The organism is Nocardia amamiensis NBRC 102102, from assembly GCF_001612745.1.
GTDB classification, from domain to species: domain Bacteria; phylum Actinomycetota; class Actinomycetes; order Mycobacteriales; family Mycobacteriaceae; genus Nocardia; species Nocardia amamiensis.
In genome coordinates this window covers 16066-40274 of record NZ_BDBA01000043.1, presented here as the reverse complement: position 1 = coordinate 40274, position 24209 = coordinate 16066, and the positions used below count along the sequence as shown (strand labels likewise).

The 24209-nt window shown below is 68.1% G+C and carries 21 protein-coding genes and 1 tRNA gene; 8 read left to right on the top strand and 14 right to left on the bottom strand.

Going from position 1 to position 24209, the window contains the following annotated elements; genetic code table 11:
• The 3 genes from NA4_RS11300 to NA4_RS11290 form a co-directional block, all read right to left on the bottom strand.
• Window positions 1-1321, bottom strand: a 1321-nt coding sequence (locus tag NA4_RS11300; protein ID WP_067468280.1) for a PP2C family protein-serine/threonine phosphatase, incomplete at its 3' end; no start/stop codon positions are given.
• Window positions 1318-1785 carry an FHA domain-containing protein FhaB/FipA gene (locus NA4_RS11295; protein WP_014980860.1) on the bottom strand — a complete coding sequence of 156 codons (468 nt, stop codon included), beginning with the start codon at window positions 1783-1785 and terminating at the stop codon, window positions 1318-1320. The genes NA4_RS11300 and NA4_RS11295, both read right to left, overlap by 4 nt.
• Window positions 1786-1990: 205 nt before the next feature.
• Window positions 1991-3298: an FHA domain-containing protein gene (locus tag NA4_RS11290; protein ID WP_067468276.1), complete on the bottom strand. Its 1308-nt coding sequence runs from the start codon at window positions 3296-3298 to the stop codon at window positions 1991-1993.
• Between the two features lie 226 nt (window positions 3299-3524).
• On the opposite strand from NA4_RS11290, the gene NA4_RS11285 reads away from it, so the two are divergent.
• Together NA4_RS11285 and NA4_RS11280 are read left to right on the top strand one after the other, a co-directional pair.
• A tRNA-Leu gene (locus NA4_RS11285) sits at window positions 3525-3607 on the top strand.
• Window positions 3608-3865: 258 nt separating this feature from the next.
• Entirely contained in the window at window positions 3866-4192 is a 327-nt protein-coding gene (locus tag NA4_RS11280) for a TetR family transcriptional regulator C-terminal domain-containing protein (protein WP_067468273.1), read from the top strand.
• Between the two features lie 218 nt (window positions 4193-4410).
• On the opposite strand, the gene NA4_RS11275 is transcribed toward NA4_RS11280, so the two are convergent.
• Both NA4_RS11275 and NA4_RS11270 read right to left on the bottom strand, forming a co-directional pair.
• Complete coding sequence (locus tag NA4_RS11275; protein ID WP_067468270.1) at window positions 4411-5019, bottom strand: hypothetical protein; 609 nt, start codon at window positions 5017-5019, stop codon at window positions 4411-4413.
• Window positions 5020-5270: 251 nt separating this feature from the next.
• Entirely contained in the window at window positions 5271-5603 is a 333-nt protein-coding gene (locus tag NA4_RS11270; RefSeq protein ID WP_067468267.1) for a hypothetical protein, read from the bottom strand.
• A 665-nt stretch (window positions 5604-6268) separates the two neighbouring features.
• Between NA4_RS11270 and NA4_RS11260 the strand changes: the two genes are divergently transcribed.
• The 4 genes from NA4_RS11260 (at window position 6269) to NA4_RS11245 (ending at window position 10714) form a co-directional block, all read left to right on the top strand.
• Window positions 6269-7321: a helix-turn-helix transcriptional regulator gene (locus NA4_RS11260; RefSeq protein ID WP_067468261.1), complete on the top strand. Its 1053-nt coding sequence runs from the start codon at window positions 6269-6271 to the stop codon at window positions 7319-7321.
• Window positions 7318-8757 carry a pyridoxal phosphate-dependent aminotransferase gene (locus tag NA4_RS11255; protein ID WP_067468257.1) on the top strand — a complete coding sequence of 480 codons (1440 nt, stop codon included), beginning with the start codon at window positions 7318-7320 and terminating at the stop codon, window positions 8755-8757. The genes NA4_RS11260 and NA4_RS11255 overlap by 4 nt, the downstream gene beginning before the upstream one ends.
• 2 nt (window positions 8758-8759) lie before the next feature.
• Window positions 8760-9719, top strand: coding sequence for a Rossmann-fold NAD(P)-binding domain-containing protein (locus NA4_RS11250; RefSeq protein WP_169811014.1), 960 nt, complete (start codon window positions 8760-8762; stop codon window positions 9717-9719).
• A 227-nt stretch (window positions 9720-9946) separates the two neighbouring features.
• A complete protein-coding gene (locus tag NA4_RS11245; RefSeq protein ID WP_067468251.1) occupies window positions 9947-10714 on the top strand; it encodes an SDR family NAD(P)-dependent oxidoreductase in 768 nt (255 codons plus the stop codon).
• Here NA4_RS11245 and NA4_RS11240 read toward each other — a convergent pair whose 3' ends face one another.
• Together NA4_RS11240 and NA4_RS11235 are read right to left on the bottom strand one after the other, a co-directional pair.
• Entirely contained in the window at window positions 10715-11350 is a 636-nt protein-coding gene (locus NA4_RS11240) for a class I SAM-dependent methyltransferase (RefSeq protein ID WP_067468248.1), read from the bottom strand.
• A gap of 999 nt (window positions 11351-12349) precedes the next feature.
• Window positions 12350-13366: a stage II sporulation protein M gene (locus NA4_RS11235; protein WP_067468244.1), complete on the bottom strand. Its 1017-nt coding sequence runs from the start codon at window positions 13364-13366 to the stop codon at window positions 12350-12352.
• A 43-nt stretch (window positions 13367-13409) separates the two neighbouring features.
• On the opposite strand from NA4_RS11235, the gene NA4_RS11230 reads away from it, so the two are divergent.
• A complete protein-coding gene (locus NA4_RS11230; RefSeq protein WP_067468241.1) occupies window positions 13410-14201 on the top strand; it encodes an RDD family protein in 792 nt (263 codons plus the stop codon).
• A gap of 361 nt (window positions 14202-14562) precedes the next feature.
• On the opposite strand, the gene add is transcribed toward NA4_RS11230, so the two are convergent.
• The 6 genes from add to NA4_RS11200 form a co-directional block, all read right to left on the bottom strand.
• Entirely contained in the window at window positions 14563-15582 is a 1020-nt protein-coding gene (add, locus tag NA4_RS11225; protein WP_067468238.1) for an adenosine deaminase, read from the bottom strand.
• Between the two features lie 55 nt (window positions 15583-15637).
• Window positions 15638-16930, bottom strand: a complete 1293-nt coding sequence (locus NA4_RS11220) for a DUF58 domain-containing protein (protein ID WP_067468236.1) — start codon at window positions 16928-16930, stop codon at window positions 15638-15640.
• A 2-nt stretch (window positions 16931-16932) separates the two neighbouring features.
• Window positions 16933-17910 carry an AAA family ATPase gene (locus NA4_RS11215; protein ID WP_067468234.1) on the bottom strand — a complete coding sequence of 326 codons (978 nt, stop codon included), beginning with the start codon at window positions 17908-17910 and terminating at the stop codon, window positions 16933-16935.
• A 67-nt stretch (window positions 17911-17977) separates the two neighbouring features.
• On the bottom strand, window positions 17978-19003 hold the full coding sequence (locus NA4_RS11210; protein ID WP_067468232.1) for a DUF4129 domain-containing protein: 1026 nt from the start codon (window positions 19001-19003) through the stop codon (window positions 17978-17980).
• Window positions 19000-19872 (bottom strand): hypothetical protein, encoded by an 873-nt coding sequence (locus NA4_RS11205; RefSeq protein ID WP_245671271.1) that lies wholly within the window; start codon window positions 19870-19872, stop codon window positions 19000-19002. Before NA4_RS11205 ends, NA4_RS11210 begins: the two co-directional genes overlap by 4 nt.
• 16 nt (window positions 19873-19888) lie before the next feature.
• A complete protein-coding gene (locus NA4_RS11200; RefSeq protein WP_067468230.1) occupies window positions 19889-20428 on the bottom strand; it encodes a TetR/AcrR family transcriptional regulator in 540 nt (179 codons plus the stop codon).
• An 84-nt stretch (window positions 20429-20512) separates the two neighbouring features.
• Here NA4_RS11200 and NA4_RS11195 point away from each other — a divergent pair, with 84 nt between their 5' ends.
• On the top strand, window positions 20513-22033 hold the full coding sequence (locus tag NA4_RS11195; RefSeq protein ID WP_067468227.1) for an MFS transporter: 1521 nt from the start codon (window positions 20513-20515) through the stop codon (window positions 22031-22033).
• A gap of 371 nt (window positions 22034-22404) precedes the next feature.
• Here the strand turns inward: NA4_RS11195 and NA4_RS11190 are convergent, their stop codons facing one another.
• Window positions 22405-24120 (bottom strand): DUF4407 domain-containing protein, encoded by a 1716-nt coding sequence (locus NA4_RS11190; RefSeq protein WP_067468224.1) that lies wholly within the window; start codon window positions 24118-24120, stop codon window positions 22405-22407.
• Window positions 24121-24209: the final 89 nt, after the last annotated feature.

Genomic DNA, 24209 nt, shown 5'->3' with positions numbered 1-24209 from the left:
CGCCGTTGGGCGCGGGCTCGGTGGGCGGGACCACACCTGGTTGCGGCGCCGTTTCCTTGGCCGGGCACGGCGGCAGCAGCTCGCGCTGGGCGAGATAGGTCATCGAGTCCCTGGCCTTGTTCAGCGAACCGGGCGGCAGCCCCTTGCCCACCTGATCGCGGCCGGTCTGCTTCAGATCGCTGACCTTCAGCGGCTTGCACGACGACGGAACATCCTCGCCCGGCTCGGTCAGGGTGAGTTCCCCGTTGCGGGTCACACAGCCGACCAGGTTCACGTCGTGGATGGAGTAGCCCAGGATCGAGCCGGGCAGCCCGCGCAGGATCACCACCGAACCGTCGTCGGCGCCGACGTAGTAGTTGCTGCGGATCATCTTGTAGCCGACCAGGAGCCCGACGCAGACGGCGACGACCAGCGCCACCGCGAGCACGATCCACCGCAGCCTGCGCGACTTGTTGACGGGGGGCTCCGGTACTGCGGCGGCCCGGCGCGGCGCGGTCCGCGGCGGACGCAGCGCGGAGGCGCGACCCGCGGCCGTGTTCGGGGGTGGCGTGTCGTCGTCGACGCCGGACGCGGCTCCGGCCACGATCGGGTGACTCTGGCCGTAGTCCAGATCGATGACGTCGGCCACAACAACGGTCACGTTGTCGGGACCGCCGCTGCGTAGCGCGAGCTCGATGAGCCGATCGGCGCATTCGTCGGTGGTCCCCTCGCGCATCGTGTTCGCGATGGTCTCGTCGCTGACCACGTCCGACAGCCCGTCGGAGCACAGCAGATACCGGTCCCCGGCGCGCGACTCACGCATGATCAGCGTGGGCTCGATCTCGTTTCCGGTCAGCGCGCGCATGATCAGCGACCGCTGCGGATGCGAGTGCGCCTGCTCAGGGGTGATTCTGCCCTCGTCAACCAGCGACTGGACGAAAGTGTCGTCCCGGGTGATCTGGGTGAGCTCGCCGCCGCGCAGCAGATACGCGCGCGAGTCGCCGATGTGCACGAGGCCGAGTTTCTTGCCCGCGAACAGGATCGCGGTGAGCGTGGTGCCCATGCCGTCGAGCTCGGGCTCTTCCTCGACTTGATCGGCGATGGCGGCATTGCCCTCGCGGGTCGCCGCATCGAGCTTGCCGAGCAGGTCGTCGCCCGGTTCGTCGTCGTCGAGGTGGGCCAGCGCGGCGATCATCAGCTGAGACGCGACTTCTCCCGCGGCATGGCCGCCCATGCCGTCGGCGAGTGCGAGCAGTCGTGCGCCCGCGTACACGGAATCTTCGTTGTTGCCTCGGACGAGACCGCGGTCGCTGCGCGCTGCGTAGCGGAGAACAAGTGTCACGATCGCAGCTCGATCACTGTTTTGCCGACTCGGACCGGAGTGCCGAGCGGAACTCGGACGGCGGTGGTGACTTTTGCGCGATCGAGGTACGTGCCGTTCGTCGAGCCGAGGTCTTCCACGTACCAGTCGTCGCCACGCGGAGAAAGCCGCGCATGTCTGGTCGAGGCGTAGTCATCGGTGAGTACCAGCGTGGAATCGTCCGCACGTCCGATCAGCACCGGTTGGGTGCCGAGCGAGATGCGGGTGCCGGCGAGTGAACCCTGCGTCACCACAAGAAATTTGGCGCCCTTCTGGCCCCGGCTGAAGGACGGCAGCACCGCGGAGCCGCGTGCGGCCCTGGGCTGGATCCGAATGCCGGATGCCGCGTAGATGTCGCTGCGCAACGTGCGCAGCACAGCCCACACGAACAACCACAACAGCAGAAGGAACCCCGCACGGGTCAGTTGCAGGATCAGTCCCTGCACGGCGCTCCACCTCCTGTTCGACCGTGTACGTCGGTGCCGTAGGTGCGGTTCGACCACCCCCACCAGCCTGCTGGTCTTGCCGGCCCCGGTGTCGGCGCCGCGCGTGTGTTGGCAGCATCATAGGGCCGTCGGTCGATTTCGATCACGATACGACCGACGAATCCCTCGAGAGCCATCTCGTGACCTGCACCGCGAGCTTACGGGATCAGACGATGCGGATCAGGATCTCGGAGTGCCCGGCCCGGATGACGTCGCCGTCGGCGAGCTGCCAATCCTGCACAGGGGAACCGTTGACCAAGGTGCCGTTGGTCGAGCCGAGATCGGACAACATCGCGGTCTGGCCGTCCCAGCGCACCTCGATGTGCCTGCGCGAAACGCCCGTGTCGGGCAGGCGGAAGTGCGCGTCCTGGCCGCGGCCGATGATGTTGCTGCCTTCCCGGAGCTGGTAAGTCCGGCCACTGCCGTCGTCCAGTTGCAGGGTGGCCGAGTAGCCCGAAGCGGCCTGCGGCGCTGCGGCGTAGCCCTGGCCACCGCCGTAGCTCTGCGGCGCGCCGTACCCCGGCTGCTGAGAGTAGGCCTGGCCATAACCGCCTTGGTCGTCCTGGCCGTAGCCGCCCTGCTCGGGGTAGTTCTGATCGCCGTAGCCGGGGTCGCGGTAGTCCGACTGAGCGTATCCGGACTGGCCGTAGCCCTGGTTTTGCTGGCCGTAGCCCTGGTCGGCGTAGCCTTGCTGGCCGTAGCCGGAGTCGGCGTAGCCCTGCTGCTGGCCGTAGCCCTGGTCGCCATAGCCCTGTTGGCCGTAGCCCTGATCGGCGTAGCCTTGCTGGCCGTACCCCTGGCCACCCTGCTGGTAGTCGTAGCCGTTCTGGTAGTCGCTGTAACCCTGCTGTGCGTCCGGGGCCTGGTAATCCGCCCCGTACGCGCCACCGCGGCCGTAGTCGTCGCGGTACGCGCCGTTCTGCGGACCGCCGCGACCAGCAGGCGGTGGAGCGTACCCGCGGTTGCGTGGATCGGACTCCGCGGGCTCACGGCTCGGGTCGTAGCCTGAGTTCTGCGTCATGGGGCCAGCTCCTGGTTGCGGGGTTGCAGGTCGTTGTGGCGGTGATTCGGGGCGGCGAGCCGCGCTGGCTCTACGGCCGACATCGGGATCGACGCGGCCGCTTGCCCTGAACTGTCCGGTGTGCAGCGTAGGTGATGCCTCGAACGCCACGTGTACTTCGCCGTAGGTCTGCCAGCCTTGCTCGCGGATGTAGTCCTGTAGATGTTTGGCGAACGCGCGTGTGGTGAGGTCGTGGTCGGCGTCCAGTTGTTGATGATCCGAGGAGTTGATCGTGATCACATAGCTGTTGGGTGCCAGCAGATGACCGCCGCCGAGATCCTGGACATGATCGGTGGCCTCGCGTTGCAGCGCCGCCTCCACCTCCTGGGGCACGACATTGCCGCCGAACACTCTGGCGAAGACGTCCCCGACGGCGCCTTGCAGGCGACGCTCGAACCGCGAAACGATGCCCATCTCGGCCTCCTTTCGGTGAGCGTCTCTTTCCTGATTCGTAACAACGACACGCGTGTATGGCGTGTCGCTTATCGACCACGTTCATTGCATGATATCCACGATCGTCCACACCTGTAACTCTTGGTGGCGGCGCTGGGTTCCCCGGCCCGTTCAGGCCCCCTGTCAGGCCTCTGAAATGGCGATTTCGTATCCGGCGCGGGAGCGTGATACTGTCTCCCAGTCGCTCGGGCGAGTGGCGGAATGGCAGACGCGCTGGCTTCAGGTGCCAGTGTCCTTCGGGACGTGGGGGTTCAAGTCCCCCTTCGCCCACCTTCATTTGTGGAAGACCCGTGCTCGCAAAGAGCGCGGGCCTTTCTCGTTTCGGCGTGTTTTGTGGGGGTGCAACCCCCACGCCCCGCCCGGAGGGGCTTCGCCCCCCGGACCCCCTCTGTTGGTGGTTGCGTTGGGTGGGGATCGGTGCGTTGGGGCATTGTGTTGGGTGGGGATCGGTGCGTTGGGGCATTGTGTTGGGTGGGATAGCGCGTTTGGTGGGGCGTTGCGTTGAGGCCGATGCGTTCGGTGGGGGCGATGCGCGCTTACATCCGGGTCATGATCGGCCATTTGACTGCCAATCCGACCCATGTCCGGGCGATCACCGATGCGCTCGCCATCGCGGAGCTGGCCGGGCACCAGACCATCCGAGCGGACTCGTCTCGGTGGAAAGTGCTGGCAGAGCTGCTGTCCGCCGGACAGGCCGCTGGGCAGCTGCGCGACTTCGACGTGAAGACGACCGCTGTCGTGATCGGAGGCGCGATCGACGGTCTCGTCGGCCAATGGCTCGCCGAGCCCGATTTCGATCTGGCGGCGGCAGCGCAGGAGCTGGAGACGTTCGTCCAGCGCGCCATCACTGCCTGATGTGCCCGACGAGCCAGGCGTTGTCTTCCGTCGGATCGCCGATGGCACGGCACATAGCCTCCTGCCACCGGGAACAGGGGCGGTAATGGGCTCGTTGGGGCTGGTTGCGCTCGATCAGCGCGATGCCGGCCCGCGCGCCGACCGAGGTCGCTCGGCGCCCGCGGGCCTATCGCGTCGCCGAGCTTCCGGCTCTGTCCTGCCGTGTGGCGCACGCTGTGCTACCTCTGCGCCGACACCAACCTCGGCTCGTGCAGATCCAAGTAGGTCACCTCACCCATGAGGCTGCGTTCCTCGTCGAACAGCGACCTCAGGTCGTCGGGAATCTGCATCTTCTCGTGTTCACGGGCTTCGGTTTCGGAGGTGAAATACACCGTCTCGACGAACCCGTCGGCGCCGCATGTCCCGAGGGTGCCGCCGATGATTTCCGGGCGCAATTCGTGCACACGATCGCCGGTCTGTTCCAGTAGTTCGCGCAGCCGGCCCGCGTCGCGGGTGTGGCCCTCCATGACCTGCACGAATCCGGCTCGATCGGAGCCGCCACCCATCCACTGGGTCACGTTGGTGCAGTCCAGGAAGGTGACTGGTCCGTCGAAACATTTCTGGGTCTCGGCCCACCAGGCGCCTTGTTCGGCCCGCTCGCTGTTGCGGCGCGCCGCCTCCTCGGATTCGAATCGAACCAGCGCGACGAACGTTCCGTCATCGCACAATCCGCTGGTCATGCCGAGGTAGCCGGTGGCTCCGGGTTGCAGTTCCTCGGTCCACCGATCCATGCGCTGACGCAGTCGGGCTGGGTCAGCGGCTTTGCCTTGAATGACTTGGATGAACATCGATCCTCCTTATGCGGAGCGATCTCCGCGGTGTCGCGGGGCCGGCGCGTCGTGGTCCACCGAGGGCGTGCCGCCGCACGGCCCGCGACCGCGGCCGACGCACAATTAATCGTTCGCCCCCCGCATGCCATACGCAAGTAGCAGGTCGTTCGCGTGTACAGCCGGCACCGGTCACCGTGTTCCCGGACACGTTCTCGGCGCGGTGATCGAGGCCGCTGCCGCGATCCGGGTGCGCGGGCGGGTTCCGGCCGTCAGGTTGCCGGTAGGGGTGTGTGCGGGTGGCGGGCGCTGTACTCATCGCGTTGCGCGATGCGGAGGTACAGCCGGAGCAGCACGTCGCGCAGGCTGATGCCGAGCTCGGCGGCGCGGATGGTGGCCACTTCGAGCGCGAGGTCGTTGGCGGCGGTGCCGGGGTCGCTGAGCAGCTCGTCGAGCACCATCCCGTTCACGGCTTGTTCGCGGGTGAGGGTGACGGTGGGCAACCAGCTGAGCTCCCATGCTTCGCCGGTAGAAATGGACAGCAGCCGTGCGTTTTCCGGGGTGATGTCGCTGGTGATGATCGAGTCGGTGATATCGAGTGCCATGCTCCGCTCTCATTCATTGCGCTCGAGATGTCGCGGAACCGCGGTTGGGCTGAGGACGCGGTGACCGTGCTCGGTCACGGCCCGAACGCGGTGGATCCGTCCGTGCCTGATTGCTATGTGTCCGAGTGGTTTCAGGAGATCGGCGAGTTGCCGAGAAGGCCGGTCGGCCGGGTGATGCCACAGCTGTTGCCTGAGGTGCCTGGACCGCGCCATATCGAGGTATCCGTGTCGGGCACCTCCTCGAGTGATCGGCCCACCGGGACCCGGCAGGCGATAACCGTTGTGCCGACGTCGATTTGCGGTGGATTCGAGCATAAGGCTAATGAACGCCACGTGAGGATGTCAACTAAGCTTTAACGCATCGAGATGATATTGAGTATGCCATCAAGCTTGAAATTACTGATAGATAATCAAATCGTGGCAGGTTTGGTCTGCTGCATCGCTTCTCGTGAACGAATGGAGTATCGCAAGGCGTAATTTGTGCCGACGCGGCAATACTGGATCACCCGACGGTGGGAAGTCGCAGTGCGAGTGAGCATCTCGTTGGCAACGATGCGGCGCTGTTGGCGATTCATCCGATGCCCGGTTGACACATCGTGATTAGAATGTCGCACCGTGACACTCTGTGAGCAGGGGTATGCAAGACTCGGGATGGGAGGCACGGGATGGCTGACTCGGGCTCGGACGAGCAAGTCGGCAACCTGGTCCGCAGGCTGCGCCTAGAACGCGGATACACCCAGGCCGCGCTCGCGACGAGGGCGGGTTGCTCGCGCAGTCTCATCCAGCAGATCGAGAACGGCACCCGGATTCCGCCGCTCGCGCTGCGCGAACGTTTGAGCCTTGCCCTCGGGGCGGAGTTACCGACGGACGGCAGCGCCGCTCCCGCCACCGATCCCACCAGCAGCGCGTACTACGACCTGCGCATGCGGTTCAACGTTCTGCTCGGCAAAGACCCCGAGTTGGTCGAGCGCGCATTGGGTATCGCACAGAGTCTGATCGACGCCTCCGGCGCGCGGGAGGAGATCGAGCCGCTGCGCCTGATCGCCGACCGGCAGCTGGAACGCGCCGAGGAGATCCTCGCGCAGATCCCCTCCCGCAGCGCCACGGTCTGGGAGTGGAACACCGTCAGCGACTGGCTGACGATCCTGGAGCAGGCCACCGCGTCAGTGCGCGCGATCCACACCGCGGATCTGGGCACCATCGGCGGCGACGTGGGCGACGACTACCACGCCGCGATCCTGCGCCTGGCCGACACGACGCATCCGCCGAAGATCGACGTACGCCGGATGTATGTACTGGACACCATTTCCGACGTCTGGCCCTACGAGGACAAGCTGTGGAAACAGGCCCGGGCCGGGGTGGAAAGTGTGCTGGTCAAACGCGAGTACGCGCGCAATGCGCAAAGCATGCTCGTGGTCGACGACCGCTATGTGGCGGTGGGCGAATACGACTATTCGCGCCAGGCGCGGGTCGCGACGCGCTTCTCCGTGCTCAAGCACGATGTCGCGTTCGCCGTGCGGCGCTTCGAGAAACTCTACGATCTCAGGCGCGCCGGGTCGGCCATCGTGGTCGACCAGATCGTCGCTGAGCCGCCACTGGCGGACTTCGAGCGTCTGACCGAGGGCAATTGCCGCAGCCTGTTCCGCGCCGCGCTGCAGGAGAAGTGGAACGCGATGCCCGCACCAGGAGAATCTTCGGTTGAAGGCGAGGTGCCGTGACGCGGAGCCCGGTGCTCACCGATGCGCTCGCCGATCTCGCGATCCTGACCAACCGCTCCGAGGCCAGGAAACGGGAAGTGCGCGGGCAGTTGCCGCCGGAGGCCTGGTTCGCCGGGACCGGCGGCCGCCGCTACTCGGGGGTTATCGACGCCTACCACGGCGAAACCGGCCGTGCGCCGGATGCGCGGGCCATCGCCGCGCTGGACCGCGCGTGGCGGGAGCTTCTGCACGTCGCGCCGCCGGCGGACTATCTCGATGGACGGTTGTATGACAAGCGGCAACCACTGAGCCTGCGAGAGTTGGCTGCGCGCAGGCTCTTCGCGCGCCTGTCGCATCCGGTCGAAGGTGTCCCCGGTGTGCGGGTACGCGCGGAAGAGGTGATCGTCTGTCCGTACTCGAGCACACTGCTGCTCGAGGAGGCGATCGCCACGCTGGCCAAGCCCGGCGGGGTCATCGTCTGTCCCGAGGGCTTCTACAAGAGTTCCAGCATCCACGTGGAGAAATTCGGGCTGCGGATCGTGCCCTGCCCGGTTTCCCCGGACGACGAGTTCAAGATCGATCCGCTGTTGCTCGCACGCTGCCTCGACGAATTGCGCGCGACCGGCGAACTGTGCGGTGTCCTGCTCACCCTGCCGGGCAACCCCGTGGTCGCCGACTACACGGCGGGCGAACTGGCGGAGATCGGTCGGGTTCTGCTCGACTGCGGTGTTCCGGTCATCTGCGATATGGCCTTCGACCGGCTGGTGGCCTCGCACATCCCGATCGCGGCGTTGCACGTCGAGACCGACCAGGGCATTCGGCGCCTGTACGACGCCGTCTTGACCATCACGGGAAACTCCAAGGGCTACAACGCCTTCGGTCCCTGCAAGCTGGGCGCGGCGTGCACCGGCGACATCGCGTGGCTGGAGCGGATCAGGGAACGGCTCACCATCTCCTTCCAGCGCGAGACCACCCACCTGGTCCGCGCGATCCTGGAGCACACCTCCGAGGACTATTTCGAACGCAACCACGCGCTCATGCGTTCGCAAATCGAAAAGGCCGCCAAGCGCGTCACCGCGATCAACGCTCGGCTTCGCGCCGACGCGCTGCGACCATTGGGCAGTCAGGAAGGCATGTTCCTTTCGCTGGTATTCGATCGGACCCTGCTCGACGCGGCTGGTATGCATACCAGTGCGCAGGTTGAGGACATGCTGCTCGCCGTCGCAGGGGTCGACAGCGTGGCGCTGGACCGGACCGGGTCGCTGCGTCCCGGTGTGCGCCTGAATGTCCTTGCACCCCGTAAGGCGCCACGGCATGAGTCACCCGCATTGATCGACGAACTTTTCGACCGCCTCGAGCAATTACTCCGCGACATCGTCGATGGACAGACCTATAGCGATGCGCTCGCCGCTCGGGGTCTCACTGCCCTCGTGTCGGAAGCGAGGGCCCCACGGTGATCGTGGGGGTACTTCGCGAGACGGCTCCGCGGGAATCTCGCGTCGCGCTCACTCCGAAGGCCGTGCGCGAACTTTCGACGGCGGGACTCCAAGTCGTCGTAGAGGAGGGCGCGGGACGCGGTGCGGGTTTCGCCGACTCCGCATATCGCGCGTCCGGGGCGCTCGTCGCCGGGGATCGCGCGGCCATATTCGAGCGCTCGGACATCGTGGCCTGGGTGAAACCGCCGGCCTTCGAGCTGGCATCGATGCCGCTGCGGGCCGGGACGACCCTGGTCGGTTTCCAGGATCCGCACTACCGCCGCGACGAGATCGACCGGTTGCGTGGGCTCGGCGTCGAATCGGTCGCCTTCGACTCGGTGCCGCGCGACGACACGACGACCGAGATCGATGCGCTGTCCGCCATGAGCCGCATCGCGGGCGCGGTGGGCTACGCCGAAGGCAGGCAGCTGCTTTCCCCGCAGGTGCGGTCGCGTCCGGTCCGCGCCTTCGTCCTGGGTTGCGGCGCGGCCGGACTTGCCGCGATCGCCGCCGCGCGCACATTCGACGACGAGAAGCCGAGCGCGGTCGGCAATCGACTCGAACAGGAGACCGCCGCGCTCGGCGCGGGGGCCGGGTGCTTCGTGGCGAACCAGGACGACAACGCGCCGCTGCTCGATCTCCTCGCCACGACACCGCCCGACCTCATCGTCGGCACCGCCGTGCACCGCGGATCTCGCGCGCCCGGCCTGCTGGAGCAAGCGTCCTTGGACCTGCTCGCTCCCGGCACGGTGATCGTGGATCTCGTGGCCAAGGCGGGCGGCAACTGTGTCGCCACGGTTCCGGACACCACTGTCAGCCTGCCGAACGGCGTCCTCGTCACGCATCGCTCGAACTACCCCACCGCCCGCCCGACGGCGGCCAGTCATGCTTACGGCGCGGCGACGGCGGCCATGATCCTGCGCATTGCACGAGGACACCGTTGAGCCCGACGGCGGCCAGTCATGCATACGGTGCGATCACGGCGGCCATGATCCAGCGCGTCGCCCAAGGGGAGCGCTGAGTCCGACAACCGCGCGTCCGGTTGTGGCGCCGACCCGAGCATCGACCAGGGGTGGTCGGTATGTGGCGGGTACTGCCGGGTCCGGGCATACGCTCGGTGATGTGGCGGAACCACCTTGACGTTCAATGAGAACGTGTTCTAATTTTTGGCATGCGCAGATTTGACGGTCGCCGCGTGATGGTGACGGGAGCGGGATCCGGCATCGGTCAGGGCATCGCCCTGCGGCTGCTCGACGAGGAAGCCCAGCTGGTGGCCGCCGACATCGACGTGACCGGCCTGACGGCCACCGCGCAGAAGGCGGGTGACGGCGCTGAACGATTGCGAACGGTCGAGGTGAACATCGCCGATCCCACGTCCGTGCGCGGAGCGACCGAACAGGCGCTCGACTTCCTCGGCGGCCTGGACGTGCTGGTGAACGCGGCGGGCATCCTGCGGCCCGCCCGCACCCATGAGATGCCGCTCGAGGTGTGGAACCAGGTCATCGGGGTAAATCTCACCGGCACCTTCCTGATGACCCAGGCCGCGTTGCCTTCGCTGCTGGACACCGGACGCGGCGTCGTGGTCAACATCTCCTCGACCGCGGCCTTCAGCGCGGCTCCCTACCTCGCGTCCTACGCGGCGTCCAAAGGCGGCGTGAACTCCTTCACCCACGCCATCGCTCTGGAGTACGCCAAACAGGGGCTGCGCGCGGTGAACATCGTTCCGGCCGGTATCACCAGCGGTATCACGACGAAGTCCATCCTGGACCAGCCCGAGGGGTTCGATCCGCAGCTCTTCTCCCGGATGACCGGGTGGCTGAACGGGGGAGCGCTCGGCAGCCCGGAGGACATCGCCGGCGTGGTCGCCATGGTCGCTTCGGACGACGGGCGCTACATAACGGGGACCGAGATCCGCGTCGACGGCGGCGCGCTGATGTAGCTATCGGGGTGTCGCGGCCAAAAGATGATGCGGAATCGGCCGGGTCGACAACCGCTGATGTTCGACGGTGCAGCCTGCCTGCTCCAGGGCGGCGATCACGTCCGGGACCGGACGCAAGGTGAAGCCATAGGACGTGAACGGCAGCTTCGCCATCGCGTCCGGGTCACCGATGCCGATCACCAGGCGACCACCCGGTCGAACGACCCGCGCGAGTTCAGCACAGGCAGCGGCCAGATCCGGGACGAAGTAGACGGTATTGACCGTGATCGCCACGTCGATGCTGTCGTCGGCGAGCGGCAGTGCGGTGAGCGACCCCTCGGCGAGGCGCAATCGGCCGGACCCGATGTCGCGGGGGTAACCGGAGCGGGCGCGCGCCAGCATGTCGGCGGATATCTCGACGCCGTGCACCACGCCGTCGGCGCCGACCCGCTCGAGCAGCAGAGAAAGCCCCGCTCCGCCACCGAATCCGATATCCGCGGCGTTCCCGCCGGGCGGGACTGCGGCGGCCTCGACCGCACTGGCGATGGCGGTCTTGTTGCCGCGGTTGAGCAGAAGCGCGACGCCCTTGCCCAGCACGCCGTGCGGGTTGCCGAGCTGACTCGCGAGGGTGGACAGCAGGCGTTCCCGCACACTCATGGCGCCATCGTATCGACTCCGCTTCGGCGGACGATGCTGTTCGCTTCAGACCTTGGCCGTGCGGCGATGTGCTGGTGGCCGGTGCCAAGTCTTGGCGTGGGATAACAGGATTCGCGGTGCGGCGGTACCCAAGGCTCGGTTACCGGAATCCTGCGCGTCGGCTGAGCCGGGTCACGGAGTCGAAGGCGGCTCGGAGCGCCGGGCCATTGCGATTGGGCTGGCGCGCGTGGAGCTGCGCCACGGTGCTGGGAACGGCGATCCGCTGGACGGGGAAACGGTGATCAGGTGGTCGATGACTGTGACCTGGATCTCTCGAACTGTGCTGTCACGGTGCCCATTTCGCGCGGCTGCGGCCGCTGTGGCGTGGCAGTGAGGCGAAGATCACACACTTCTTTATGGTTGCGATCGAGGTGCTGAATGGCGGCGGTAGGGCCTGGTCGGCCGGTCCGATGTGCGGGCCGGTTAATGCGGAGCCTGTCGGGGAACTGACCGGTCTTCCTGTATCAGGGCTGTGTACTCGTCGGTTTATTACCAGGTAAACAAACTTCTGGTCGCTTTCCATTCGATGGCGGCCAGCAATCGCCATTTCCGAGGGATGAACGTGCAGGTGAGAGCACATGTCGGCAAACCATGGAGTGGTCTATCCTCGGCATAGCTAATGCCCTCGAGATATCCGCGACCCCTTTGTGGAGCGATTCGGAGTGGCGGCCGAAGAGATATTACGAGGGTGCCGTAAGCGTGCTGAAACGATGCATGCGGCCGCCGCGCTAGGTTTGCTGGCACGGGGTGGAGGGAGGCTGCCGCGGGGGTTTGCTGGCGTGCTGCTTTATACGCTTGACCTCAGCGGGGACGGTTGCGTAGGGATAACGATTGTGTAGAGTTGACGGTAACGCTGGCCGCAGCTCGAGCGAGACTCGCTGCGGCCAGCGGAACTCAAATGGGGGACTCGAAACCACTCTGTAACCTGGCTTAGCTGCCGGTTGCCCAGACCGGCGTCGCTCAGCGTGTGCTGAATGTTGTCTCGCTCACACTCGCGAGCTGATTCCTCGACGGCTCGGAGACCTTGCCCGCCTGCTCCAGCACCGCGCGACGCCCGACCCCGAAGACATAGACCAGGAAGAACGCCTCGGCGGTGAACCCGATCGCGATGCGGACCGGCGCGGGCAGCGGGCTCGGCGTCACGAATCCCTCGATGAAGCCACACACCAGCAACACCGCGACCAGTCCGAGCGCCACCGTCGCGGTCGCGCGGCCTTGCCTGGCGACCGCCTCCACCCGGCTGAGCCGACCTGGATCGATCAGTGTCCAACCGAGTTTCAGCCCCACACCGCCCGCGACGAACACGGCCGTCAGCTCCAGGGTGCCGTGCGGGAGGATGAAGCCGAAGAACGAATCCAGCCGCCCCGCATCGGCCATCAGGCCCGCGCTGACGCCCAGATTGAGCGCGTTCATGAACAGCAGGTACACGGCGGGCAGGATCAACACACCGGTGAACAAGGCGATGGCCGCCACCCACGCGTTGTTCGTCCACACCTGCGCGGCGAAGGCACCCTGCGGATGTTCCGAGTAGTACGTCTCGAACGCGCCGCCCGGCGCGGTGAGATCACCGGTGTCACTCGGGATTCCGAGTATCTTGCGCGCCGAGTCGGACCGGTCCACCCAGCTGGCCAGCCCGGCCGTGACGAGCAGGAACACCGCGGCGACGCCGACCCACCACGGCCAGGACCGGTAGAGCGCCGCCGGGAAACGGTGGCTGAAGAACCGGCCGATCTCCTGCCAGGTGCCGGTGCGCGTCCCCAGCACCCGGCCACGGGCCCGGGCCAGCAGCGCGCTCAGTCCGGCGATCAACTCCGGGTCGGGACTGTGCGACTGCAATCGCGCCAACTGCTGGGACGTCCGGCGGTAGAGCATGACCAGTTCGTCCGCCTCGGCGCCGGTCAGCCTGCCGCGCGTGGACAGGTAGTCGAGCCGTTCCCATGCCCTGCGGTGCGCCAGGCTGTATGCGTCCACGTCCATTCGGTTGCCTCCCACTCCCGTCAGTCGCAAGAATGCTAACGAGATGGCTGAATTCACAACCGGCGAAGCGGTCGCCCTGGAGCTCCCGATCGCCCGGATCCCCACCAGGGCCACCGCGTTCCTGATCGACGTGCTGGTCCAGTGCGCGCTCGGATTCGCCCTGTTCGCGATCGTCTGGATGCTGCTGCCAGCGGGAGTGGATTCGGCGTGGCTGGACGCGGTGGTGCTGGTCACCGTCGTGGCTGTCCTGGTCGGCTACCCCGTGACCTGTGAGACCGTCTGGCGTGGGCGGACATTGGGCAAGCTGATGCTCGGCCTGCGGGTGGTGCGTCAGGACGGCGGACCGGTCGACTTCCGGCACGCGCTCACCCGCGGTCTGGCGGGCGCCATCGTCGACTTCTGGATGCTCGGCGGGTTCGGCGCAATCGCGGTCCTCACCTCGATGTGCTCGCCACATGCGCGGCGGATCGGTGACGTGCTCGCGGGCACCGTGGTCGTGCACGCGCAACGGCCGCTGCCGCTGCCCGCGCTGGCGATCGCCCCGCCGTGGCTGACGGGCTGGAGCGCGCAACTCGACCTGTCCGGGCTGCCGGAAGATCTCGCGTTGGCGGTGCGGCAGTATCTGACTCGGCTCCGCACGCTCACCCCCGCCGCCCAGCACCATTTGGGCACCGTGCTGGTAACCGAAGTATGCGATCGGCTCCGCGTCGCACCACCCGTCGGCTACCCCCCATTGCAGATCCTGGGCGCGGTGATCGCCGAACGGCAGCGTCGGGTGCTGCCGCGGCCCATATTTCCGGTGTTTCCGCCGCCGATGCCGGTACGGGCGCAGTAAGCGGCTGCCTCGCCTTCGCTCGGCCCGGCGCGGTCTGAGGACGGACTGCGTCCGGCAGCGTCGTTTTCTGCGGCTGCCTCTGCCTTCACTCGGCCCGGCGCGGTCTGAGGACGGACTGCGTCCGGCAGTGCCGTTTCTGCGGCTGCCTCTGCCTTCACTCGGCCCGGCGCGGTCTGAGGACGGACTGCGTCCGGCAGTGCCGTTTCTGCGGCTGCCTCTGTCTTTGCTCGGCCTTATGCGGCGGCATCTGTCTTTCGCCCACCTGTAGCCGGGCTTCGTCCGGCTGCGTCTGTTATGCGGCTGCGTAGGTCCTTCGTTCGCCTCGCGCTGGGTTGCGACGGACGACGTCCAGTGACACTCCTCAGCCGTTGGCCGCGACGTAAGCGTCGATCTCGCGCAGGAACTGGTCCTGACGGGCGGGCGTGATCCAGGATGCGCGGAACGAGTTCCTGGCCAGTTCCGCCAGCTGATCGATGTCGAGGCCCGCCTGCTCGGCGAGCGCGAGGTAGTTGTCGGCGGCGTAGGCGCTGAAATACGCGGGGTCGTCGCTGTTGACGGTCACGGTCAGGCCGCGGTTCAGCAGGCTGACGATCTCATCGGACTTCATCTGCGCCGTGACGAAGGAGTTCGACACCGGGCAGCATGTGAGCGCGATGCCCTTGCGTTTGGCCAGCTCGACCAGACGGTCGTCCTCGACAATGTTCGTACCATGGTCGAGGCGGTCGACTTCGATGTCTTCCAGTGCCTGGCGGATGTGCTCGATGGAGTTCTGCTGGTCGATGTCGCAGTGCATGGTCAGCAGGAATCCTTCCGCGCGGGCGCGCTGGAAGACGGCGTCGAACTTGCTCGGCGGATTGCCGCGCTCGTCGGAGTCCAACCCGACCCCGATGATCCAGTCGTTGTACGGCAGTGCTTCCAGCAGCGTCGCCATCGCATACTCCGCGGAATGGTCGCGCAGGAAGCACAGGATCAGCTCGGCCGAGATCCCGAGCATGCGCCGCCCCCGCGCGATCGCCGATCGGTACCCACTGATCACGGCGGGGAACGGAACACCGCGCCCAGTGTGCGCCTGCGGATCGAAGAACATCTCGACATGGCGGACGCCGTGCGCATGCGCCCTGGTCAGATAGTCGAAGGCGAGGTCGTGGAAGTCCTCCGGCCGCTGCAGCACCCGCATGGCCGGGTAGTAGACCCGCAGGAACGAAGTCAGGTCGTGGAAGCGGTAGGTCTGCTTGACTTCGTCGACGGACTTCTCCGCCAACTCGATGCCGTTGCGCTGGGCGAGGCGGAACTTCAGTTCCGGCTCGAGCGTCCCTTCCAGATGCACGTGCAGCTCCGCTTTGGGCAGTCCGCGGACGAAGGCGGCGAGATCTGAGGACATGGGCCCATGATCCTCCTTCGACCTCGTATCCGGATGCTGTTCCCGCGCGAAACGGCTAGAGGGCGCCGGACTGCTTGAGTTCGAGGTATTCGTCCGCCAAGGCCTCGGGCAGTCGTTCCGGTGGCGCGGCGACCACCGCGATCCCCATGCGACGCAGGGATTCCTGCACCAGAGCGCGTTCGGCCAGCACCGATTCGGCGGCGGCCGCTGCGTAGAGATCGCCCACGTTGTCGCGGCGGGCCGCGGCGGCGACGTCGGGGTCGGTGACCGACACGATGAGCACCCGATGACGCTGCGTGAGGACGGGCAGTACGGGAAGCAGATTCTCCTCGACGGCCGCCCCGTCGAGGCTGGTGAACCAGACGACCAGGCTACGTCGGCGGGTGCGCTGCACCGCCGCCCGCACCAGGCCGGAGCTGTCGGTGTCGACAAGGGCCGGAGTGATGCCCGCCATCGCGTGCATCAGCTTCAACTGCAACCCTTTTCCCCCCGCACCGCGGACTTCGGCGCGCGGTTTCCGGTCGAAGGCGAGCAGGTCCACCGAATCGCCCGCGGCGGCCGCCAGCCCGCCGAGCAGCAGGGCGGCCTCGATGCTCGCGTCCAGGCGGGTGCCATCGCCGACTCGGCCCGCGCTGATCCGGCCGGTGTCCAGCAGCATCAGCATGTGCCGATTGCGTTCCGGGCGCCAGGTACGGACCAGGACGTCGGTGGCGCGGGCGGTGGCGCGCCAATCGATGGCGCGCACGTCGTCGCCCGCGACGTACTCGCGGAAAGAATCGAATTCGGTGCCCTGCCCGCGCAGGTTGGCCACATTGCTTCCTTCGAGATGTTGCAGCCGTTTGACTTTCGACCGCAGCAGCCGTTCGGCGCGGAACGCGGGCAGCGCGCGTACCCGGGCAGGCACGTTGTGCCTGGTCTGCCTGCCCGCCAATCCGAGCGGGCCGAGCAGCCGCACGGTGACCGGTCCCGCGACTCGATCACCGCGGTGGGTCGGTGTGAGCGTGGTGCGGAACCGGACCAAGGTGGCGGGCGCCAGATCCAGCGCGTGTGCGCGGTTTACGGCGCGTGCGCTGCCGGGCCAGTCGTCCCACACGATGCCGCGCAGCACCCGCGGCCCGGTGTTCACCGCGACGAGCTCGACCTCGGTGGAGCGTCCGAGTCGCACCGTGGTCAGTGCTTGCCGGGACAGCGTCAGATCCCGCGCCCGGCCCACCGCGGCGAGATCGAGGAGCACTGCGGCGGCCAGCGCGCAGGTCAGCACGACGACCCCGAGCAGGGAGGGCACGACCAAGATGACCAACAGGCCCGACACTCCTGCCGCGGCGGCCAGCCGACCGGTGACGACCATCGCTACACCGGAACCGGAACCGACAGCAGCAGCGAGGACATCACGCCCTCGGTGGTCACCCCGTCCAGCTCGGCTTCCGGGCGCAGGTGCAGGCGGTGCCGCAGCACGGCGACCGCGACGGACTTCACGTCGTCCGGTGTGACGAAACCGCGGCCGTTGAGCCAGGCGAACGCGCGTGAGGCCGCCATCAGCGCGGTCGCGCCTCGGGTGGAGGCACCGTGCTGCACGGCGGGGGAGGTGCGGGTCGCCCGGGAGACGTCGACGGTGTAGGCGAGCACCTCCGGGCTGATCGTCATCGTCGTGATCGCGGCGCGGGCGGCGGCGATGTGCGCGGGGCCCGCCACGGGACGCAGTCCCGCGGCGCTCAGGTCACGCGGATCGAACCCGGCGGCGTGGCGTTGCAGGATGCGGAATTCGTCATCGCGGCCGGGCAGGTGGATGTCCACCTTGAACAGAAACCGGTCCAGCTGGGCTTCCGGCAGCGGGTAGGTGCCCTCCTGCTCGATCGGATTCTGCGTGGCGACCACGACGAACGGGTCGGGCAGCGGCTGCGGCTTCCCGTCCACCGAGACCTGCCGCTCCTCCATTGATTCCAGCAGCGCGGACTGGGTTTTCGGCGGAGTGCGGTTGATCTCGTCGGCGAGCAGCAGATTGGTGAACACCGGGCCGTGCCGGAAGGTGAACTCCGCCGAGTGCGGGTCGTAGATCTGCGAGCCGGTGACGTCGCCTGGCATCAGGTCCGGGGTGAACTGCACACGCGCGTGGTCCAGATCCAGCGCCGTGGCCAGTGCCCGCACCAGCAGCGTCTTCGCCACGCCGGGCACGCCCTCGAGCAGCACGTGGCCGCGGCACAGCAGCGCGAGCACCAGGTACATGACCGCGTTGTCGTTGCCGACCACCGCCTTGCCGATCTCGGCGCGCAGCGCGTGGAACGCGGCGAGCGCTTCCTCGGCCGTGGGGGCGGTATCGATGCTGGTCATTCGACCTCCTGTGGTTCGCGGGCGTTCCCGCACGCCGTCGGCCGGACAGGGGCTGGGTGATGCTGCCTCATCCGATCTCCGATTCGATCCATTCGAGCTGAGCGGCCACCACCTGCAGGGTGTCCGGGTCGGGCACCGGGCCGAACAGCGCGGCCGCGATCTGCGCTGGGTCGGCTCGGATACGTGCGGCGACCGCGCTGACGATCCGGTCCGGCGGAGTGTCGGCGGTGACGCCAAGCGGTGTGCGGATGCGGCGCATGGTCGCCGCTCGCAGCTTTCCTGCGACGTGGTCGTGGTCCTTCGAGCGCCGGTACAGCGCAGCCTGGCCGGCGAGCAATTCGTTCGCCGCGACTTCCACCGGGCGCGGCTCCCGCACCAGAGCGCCCCGCCGCAGCGCGCGCCACCACACCACCAGTGCGGCGGCGATCAGAAACTGCACTCCGCCGTAGAAGACCGGTGCGGGCAGTCGATCCCAGATCGGATCGTCGCCCGCTCCGAAGCCCGGCGGGTCGTAGGTATCGTCCGGCGGCGGGACGTCGGGCAGATCCGGTGGTGGTTTCGGTTGCGGCGCGGTCGGCGCACCGCAGGATTGCAGTGCGCCGTAGACCAGCAGCAGCAATGCGGCGGTGGCGGCAAGTGCGGCCCAGAATTTCGGACTGCGCAGTAGCTTCGGGAGTGGCGGGAGTTGCTTTCTGGTGCGCGGTGGCCGCTCCTTCGCCTCGATCTCGGTCGGCTCCGATGCGGGTGGCGGCGCGGCGGCGGAGAACCGGTCGGCGTATTCGAGTCTGCGGTATTCGTCTTCTCCTGCGCGGCGTCCGCCGTATACCACCTCGTCGAAACTGTGTGCGGCAGGCTGGAGTTCGGTGGCGGCCTCCAGCGGCAGCGCGGTCGTCACGTCGTCGGCGGTCTCCCGCGCGGTGCGCGAGCGCCGGACTTCCAGCACACCATGCTGTTCCAAGCCGCGCAGCACCGCACGGAAGCGTTCGCGCAGGGCGGTGTCGAAATCCCGGCGCTGCGCCGCCGATTCAGCGGCCGCCCGATGGTCGGCGGCGGAGCCGAGGCGAGGGGTGCCGGGCGGCCGAGGGTCGTTCATCGCGTCTCCCGTGTGGGGATGCGGATATCCAATCCCTCCCTGCGGCAACGGCGGTCGAGGTAGCACACCACCCGCGACGATGCCTCGACCACCTCGCCGAACGCCGTCACCAGCAGCACGGCGGCGGTGGTCAGGATGATCACCGGCCACCGATGGGTGCCGGAGAAGTCTGTGACGAACAGCGGGATGGCCAGCAACGGCACCGCGAGCAGCCCGAACAGAGCGCGCTGGGCTATCCACAGTCCGGTCGTCGGCCACTCGGCGCCCTCGGCGAGCAGTTTCGCGCGCGCGACGCCGTCGCGATGCGAGGTTCGCTCGACGAACAGAATCGGAACCGTGATCCAACGGCGCGCCCGCAGCCAGCCGAGCCAGAGCAATGCCAGCGGAAGCGTCAGGATCAACGGGCTGCTCAGCGCGATCACAGCCACACCCACCGAGGTGAACAACAGTTGGAACACCAGCAGGGGACCGAATATCGCAGCGCACCTGCCCAGCGCGGTGCGCCAGCCGATCGGGGCGCCGCCTACGGTCGCGAGTCCGAGCGCCACGGTCGTCCCGCGCAACGCGAACCGCAGCACCCACGCGCAGGCGGCGGTCGACAGAATCGCGGCCAAGGCGGTGCCCGCGTCGGAGCCGTCGGTCAGCCCTGAGACGCCTGCGGTCACCGCGACGACGACCGTCTCGGCGGCGAGCAAGCCGACCAGGCTCAACCTGGCCAGGGCGCGAATGTTCGCCTGGATCAGGGCGAACGGCAGATCGAGCAGTTCGCGGAAACTCAGCGGTCGGATCGGCACCGTCGTTCCAGGAAACCCCGGTACCGGATCTGTTCCCGCCCCGACGGCGCCGGCCGGTTCGGCGGCTGGCAGCACGGGCCGAGTCTAACTGTCAGCGCTGCAGGAGGCGCTGCACCACCTGACCGTAACGAGTCGGGTCGATGGCAGGAAGACCGAGCAGGGCGCGCAGATACACGCCGTCGCCGACCAGCCGGATGATGTCGGCTCGCACCGGGTCGGCGATCTCCTCGTCCAATCCGTCCGACCACGAGTTCATCATCTCGACCAGTGCCTGCTGCACCTCATCGGGTTCCGGGGTGGCGTCGATGGTCCGCATGGTCGCGAGCATGGACCGGTAGACCGCGAGTTCCACCGCCTCCGCGGCGTTGTCCGGGTTCGGCGTCTGGAGGTACCACTCGGCGATCGTGCCGCCCTTGGCGACAGCGGTGTCCAGCTGCTCGGTCGCGCGCTCGGACAGCCTGCGGACCAGGCCCGCGAGCAGCGCGTCCTTGCTCTTGAAGTGGTAGAGCAGGCCGCCCTTGGACACGCCCGCGGTGGACGCGACATTCTCCAGCGTCACGTGCGACATGCCTTTGTCCAGCAGCAGGGTTTCGAGCGCGTCCAGGATGCGGTCGCGGGTGTGAGCCGTCACGCCGGTGACTATACCGTCTGGACGGTAATGTCTGTACTATACCGTCTGGACGGTAAGGAACGGACGACGGAAGTCGAGAAGGCAATGACCACCCAGACTCATGCGCCCACCCTGCAGCGCGCCGGCGCGCGCGACTGGGCGGGACTGTCGGTGCTCGCGCTCGCCCTGCTGCTGCTCGCTGTGGATGCGACGGTGCTCGACCTGGCCGTGCCGGCCATCAGCGCAGACCTCGCACCCACCACGCCGCAACTGCTGTGGATCATCGACGTCTATTCGTTCGTCCTGGCCGGGTTGCTTGTCGTGATGGGCAACCTCGGCGACCGGATCGGGCGGCGCAGGCTGCTGTTGCTCGGCGCGGCCGGATTCGGCGTCGCCTCGATACTGGCTGCCTGGGCGGCCACGCCGGAGATGCTGATCGCGGCGCGCGTGCTGCAGGGTGTCGCGGGAGCGACGCTGATGCCCGCGACACTGGGCCTGATCCGGTCGATGTTCCTCGATCCGCGACAGCGGACGGTCGCCATCGCGGTGTGGAGCGCGATGGCGGGCGGCGGCGCGGCGGCGGGACCGTTGCTCGGTGGCTGGCTGCTGGAGCACTACTGGTGGGGGTCGGTGTTCCTGGTGAACCTCCCGGTCATGCTGGTTCTTCTGGTTCTGGGGCCGGTGCTGATCCCGGAATCGCGTGATCCGCGGCCGGGCCGCTTCGACCTGCCCAGCGCGGTGCTGTCGATGCTCGCGCTGGTCCCGCTCGTGTACGCGGTGAAGGAGTTCGCGGCACACGGGCCCAGCCTCGGTCCGGCCGCGATCGGTGCGATCGGTGCGCTGGCGGGCGTGTGGTTCGTACGCAGGCAGCGGGGGCTGGCGCACCCCATGCTGGACTTGGCGCTGTTCGCCCTGCCCAAGTTCCGTACGGCGGTGCTGACCAACCTCCTCGCGGTCTTCGCGCTGGCGGGTGTGCTGTTCTTCGGTTCGCAGTACCTACAGCTGGTGCTCGGGCGCTCGCCGATGCAGGCCGGGTTGTTGTTGCTGCCCGGCCTGCTGGCCAGCATGATCGCCTCCCTCGTCGCGGCATGGCTGGTGCGGCGCCTGCGGCCGGGCGTGGTGCTCGGCGGCGCGCTCAGCACGGCGGCGCTCGGTGCGGCGCTGTTCGGTTGGCTCGGCGCGGACGCGGCCACCAGCATGACGCCGTTCGTCCTCGGTTTTCTCTTCGTGGGGGCGGGTGTGGGGGTGGCGTTGACCGTTTCGTCGGACCTGGTGGTGAGCTCGGCGCCGCCGGAGCGGGCGGGCGCGGCCGCCGCCGTGTCGGAGACCGCGTATGAGACCGGCATCGCGCTGGGCGTCGCCGTGTTGGGCAGCGTGGTGATGGCGATCTTCCGCAACGGTCTCGACCTGACCCACGTGCCGGGCGCTCGAGCGGACGCCGCCACCGAATCCCTCGGGGCCGCCACGGCCTTCGCCCGTGAGCTGCCAGAGACCGCCGGTAACGCGTTCCTCGTCTCGGTGCACGAGGCGTTCGTCTCCGGCATCCACTTCGCGGCCATCGGCACCATGTCGATCCTGCTGCTCGCCGCCGCCGTGGCGTTCCGCTTGCGCGGCGCCCGCGGGTGACGGGTTCGCATCAGCTCACCACGGTGTGCGAATTGCGGCGCTGTGGGGAGCAGTAGTGGCCCCGACGCGCCTCGTCCGTTTTCGGCCGCCCGCCGGACCAGGGCGTCTCGACTCGGCCTCGATGGCGCTGGTGCCGGGAGCCACGCGCTCCGGATGAGTCCTTCCTGCTCCGTAGCTCAAACCTGCCCGAACCGACTTGCGGCTGACGCCCAGGGCGGCGGCGAGTTCGACTTCGCGCAACGGTGCACCCGGAAGGCGCGCCCGCGAGGATCGCTTGGCGGATGCGGTCAGCGGCCTTACAAGCCAGTCTCGGCGGGCTACCCGGTCGGAGTCCAGCCTGCGGAGCTATCGGCTCGCTGTGCCGCCGCGGATCACCGGCCGGGCGGAAGTTCGCGGCGGTTCGACTCGGGAAGTTCGGCGTGGTGGTGGCCGGGGAGTTCTTCCCGGCTGGCGCTGGTGGGCAGGCCGTAGCCCGCCGCGCCGGTAGGGGGAAGGGAGTAGCGCGGCGTGTTGGGCGCCGAATAGTCGGCGTCGACGACCGTGGCGGCGATGTGCTGGGCGTGCGCGACCTCGGGCGAGCCGGGCTGGAGCTGGTACCCGACCGGAGCGCTCACGGCCTGCGGGTGCGAGGTCTGGCCGTCGATGGTCACCTTGCGGGTGCGGCGCAGTGTGAAGGTGATCTCCTCGACCTCCTCGAATGCCTGCCGCGCGGTGCGCAGCGGGTGCGTCGCGGTGTCGATGGCGTTGGCGACGAAGGACGGAACCAGCGGCCGGATGAGGCGCGCCGCGGTGTCGGTGAACGGCACCGTGCCGATCAGCGGCAGCTCGATACCGCCGCTCTGCGGGGCGGGTGGTGGCGCGACGGCGGGCGCGGACGGGCTCGCGGTCACCGGGGCCGGTAGGTTCGGCGTCACCTCGTGCGGCATGGCGCTGTCCTTTCGATCGTCCGCCGCGGCGGCGGGAAGTTCGGGGCGGCGCGGCGGTTCGGTGATACCGATCTCGATGCCGCCGATGGCCGCGATGATGCGGGTGCGCTGCAGCTCCCGGTCGATGGCCGTGTCCGCCTCGACGGCGAGGCGGGCGGCCGTGAGCTGCTGCTCGGCGCGCAGGGTCTCGGCTTCGGCGCGTACCTCGGCCTGCTTGACCGCGATGGCCGTGTCGGCTTCGCGCTCCGCGCGATCGTGTACGGCCCGCGCCGCGTTGTGCCGGTCGAACGAGGTCTCCCCGCGCCACCAGCGCAGGACCAGCGGCAGCAAAGCGAGCGCGACGAATGCCACGATGATGAGAATGCGCAGCGGCAACGCTTCGCGCACGGTGTAGTCGTTCATCGCCTGCCAGCGCCCGCCGAGGCCGCGGTCGGCGGCGTCGAAGGCGGAGGTCCGTGCGGCGGAAAGGGCGTTCTGGTCGTCGGTGATCCGGCGGTCGGCCGCGTCGACCCGGCCCTGTGCGGCGGCGAGCTGCTTGCGGGCGTCGTCGAGCATGTCGTTGGCCGTCTGCGCCTCCGGCCCGCGACCGGGTACGCCGGTGATCCTGGTCTGCGGGCACTCGGGAGTCGGGTTGTACTCGCAGCGGGCGATCACCAACGCACGATCGATATCCGTCTGCGCTTGGACGATCGACCGGTCGAGCGCGGCCCGGTCGGCCTTCGCCCGGTCCAGTTCGCTCTGCGCCGCGACCACCTGCGCGGCCGAATCCACCGACCGCTGAGCCCGGTCATCCAGCACCCGGTCGACGGACGCGCCGAAGACTACGACCGCGGCCAGTTCGGCCATCAATCCGCCCGCCAGCACGGCGACCGTGACGCGCATGATCAGCCCGAGCCGATCCGGCCCTCCGCTCGGCCGGGCAGTCGCCACGGCACGCGCGAGCGCGCCGGTCAGCGCCGCGACCACGAGTGCCGCCGCCAACGTCGCCCACAGCGGCCACACGCCCGTCGAGGCCGCGGCCAGGCCGCTGACCGCACCGGAGATCGCCGCGAACAACAGCACGACCGCGCCGGTAACGGCGTAACCGCCCCGCTCGTGGCGATCGGTGATTTCGCTGGTCCGGCCCCCGCCGAGCCAGGTGAACAAGCCGGTGACGGTCATGGGAAGGCACATCCTCTACGTCCCAGGCGCTTTCGCGGGCGCGCGACGAAACTGTCACGGATTCGTTGTGACAGCGTGACAGGCCCTCG

Excerpts from the sequence above, each read along its gene's own strand:
- NA4_RS11270 (WP_067468267.1), bottom strand. The coding sequence starts at position 5,603 with ATGGCACTCGATATCACCGACTCGATCATCACCAGCGACATCACCCCG.
- NA4_RS11210 (WP_067468232.1), bottom strand. The coding sequence starts at position 19,003 with ATGAACGACCCTCGGCCGCCCGGCACCCCTCGCCTCGGCTCCGCCGCC.
- NA4_RS11195 (WP_067468227.1), top strand. The coding sequence starts at position 20,513 with ATGACCACCCAGACTCATGCGCCCACCCTGCAGCGCGCCGGCGCGCGC.
- NA4_RS11260 (WP_067468261.1), top strand. The coding sequence starts at position 6,269 with ATGGCTGACTCGGGCTCGGACGAGCAAGTCGGCAACCTGGTCCGCAGG.
- NA4_RS11245 (WP_067468251.1), top strand. The coding sequence starts at position 9,947 with ATGCGCAGATTTGACGGTCGCCGCGTGATGGTGACGGGAGCGGGATCC.
- NA4_RS11190 (WP_067468224.1), bottom strand. The coding sequence starts at position 24,120 with ATGACCGTCACCGGCTTGTTCACCTGGCTCGGCGGGGGCCGGACCAGC.
- NA4_RS11230 (WP_067468241.1), top strand. The coding sequence starts at position 13,410 with ATGGCTGAATTCACAACCGGCGAAGCGGTCGCCCTGGAGCTCCCGATC.
- NA4_RS11280 (WP_067468273.1), top strand. The coding sequence starts at position 3,866 with ATGCGCGCTTACATCCGGGTCATGATCGGCCATTTGACTGCCAATCCG.
- NA4_RS11235 (WP_067468244.1), bottom strand. The coding sequence starts at position 13,366 with ATGGACGTGGACGCATACAGCCTGGCGCACCGCAGGGCATGGGAACGG.
- add (WP_067468238.1), bottom strand. The coding sequence starts at position 15,582 with ATGTCCTCAGATCTCGCCGCCTTCGTCCGCGGACTGCCCAAAGCGGAG.
- NA4_RS11290 (WP_067468276.1), bottom strand. The coding sequence starts at position 3,298 with ATGGGCATCGTTTCGCGGTTCGAGCGTCGCCTGCAAGGCGCCGTCGGG.
- NA4_RS11275 (WP_067468270.1), bottom strand. The coding sequence starts at position 5,019 with ATGTTCATCCAAGTCATTCAAGGCAAAGCCGCTGACCCAGCCCGACTG.
- NA4_RS11215 (WP_067468234.1), bottom strand. The coding sequence starts at position 17,910 with ATGACCAGCATCGATACCGCCCCCACGGCCGAGGAAGCGCTCGCCGCG.
- NA4_RS11220 (WP_067468236.1), bottom strand. The coding sequence starts at position 16,930 with ATGGTCGTCACCGGTCGGCTGGCCGCCGCGGCAGGAGTGTCGGGCCTG.
- NA4_RS11240 (WP_067468248.1), bottom strand. The coding sequence starts at position 11,350 with ATGAGTGTGCGGGAACGCCTGCTGTCCACCCTCGCGAGTCAGCTCGGC.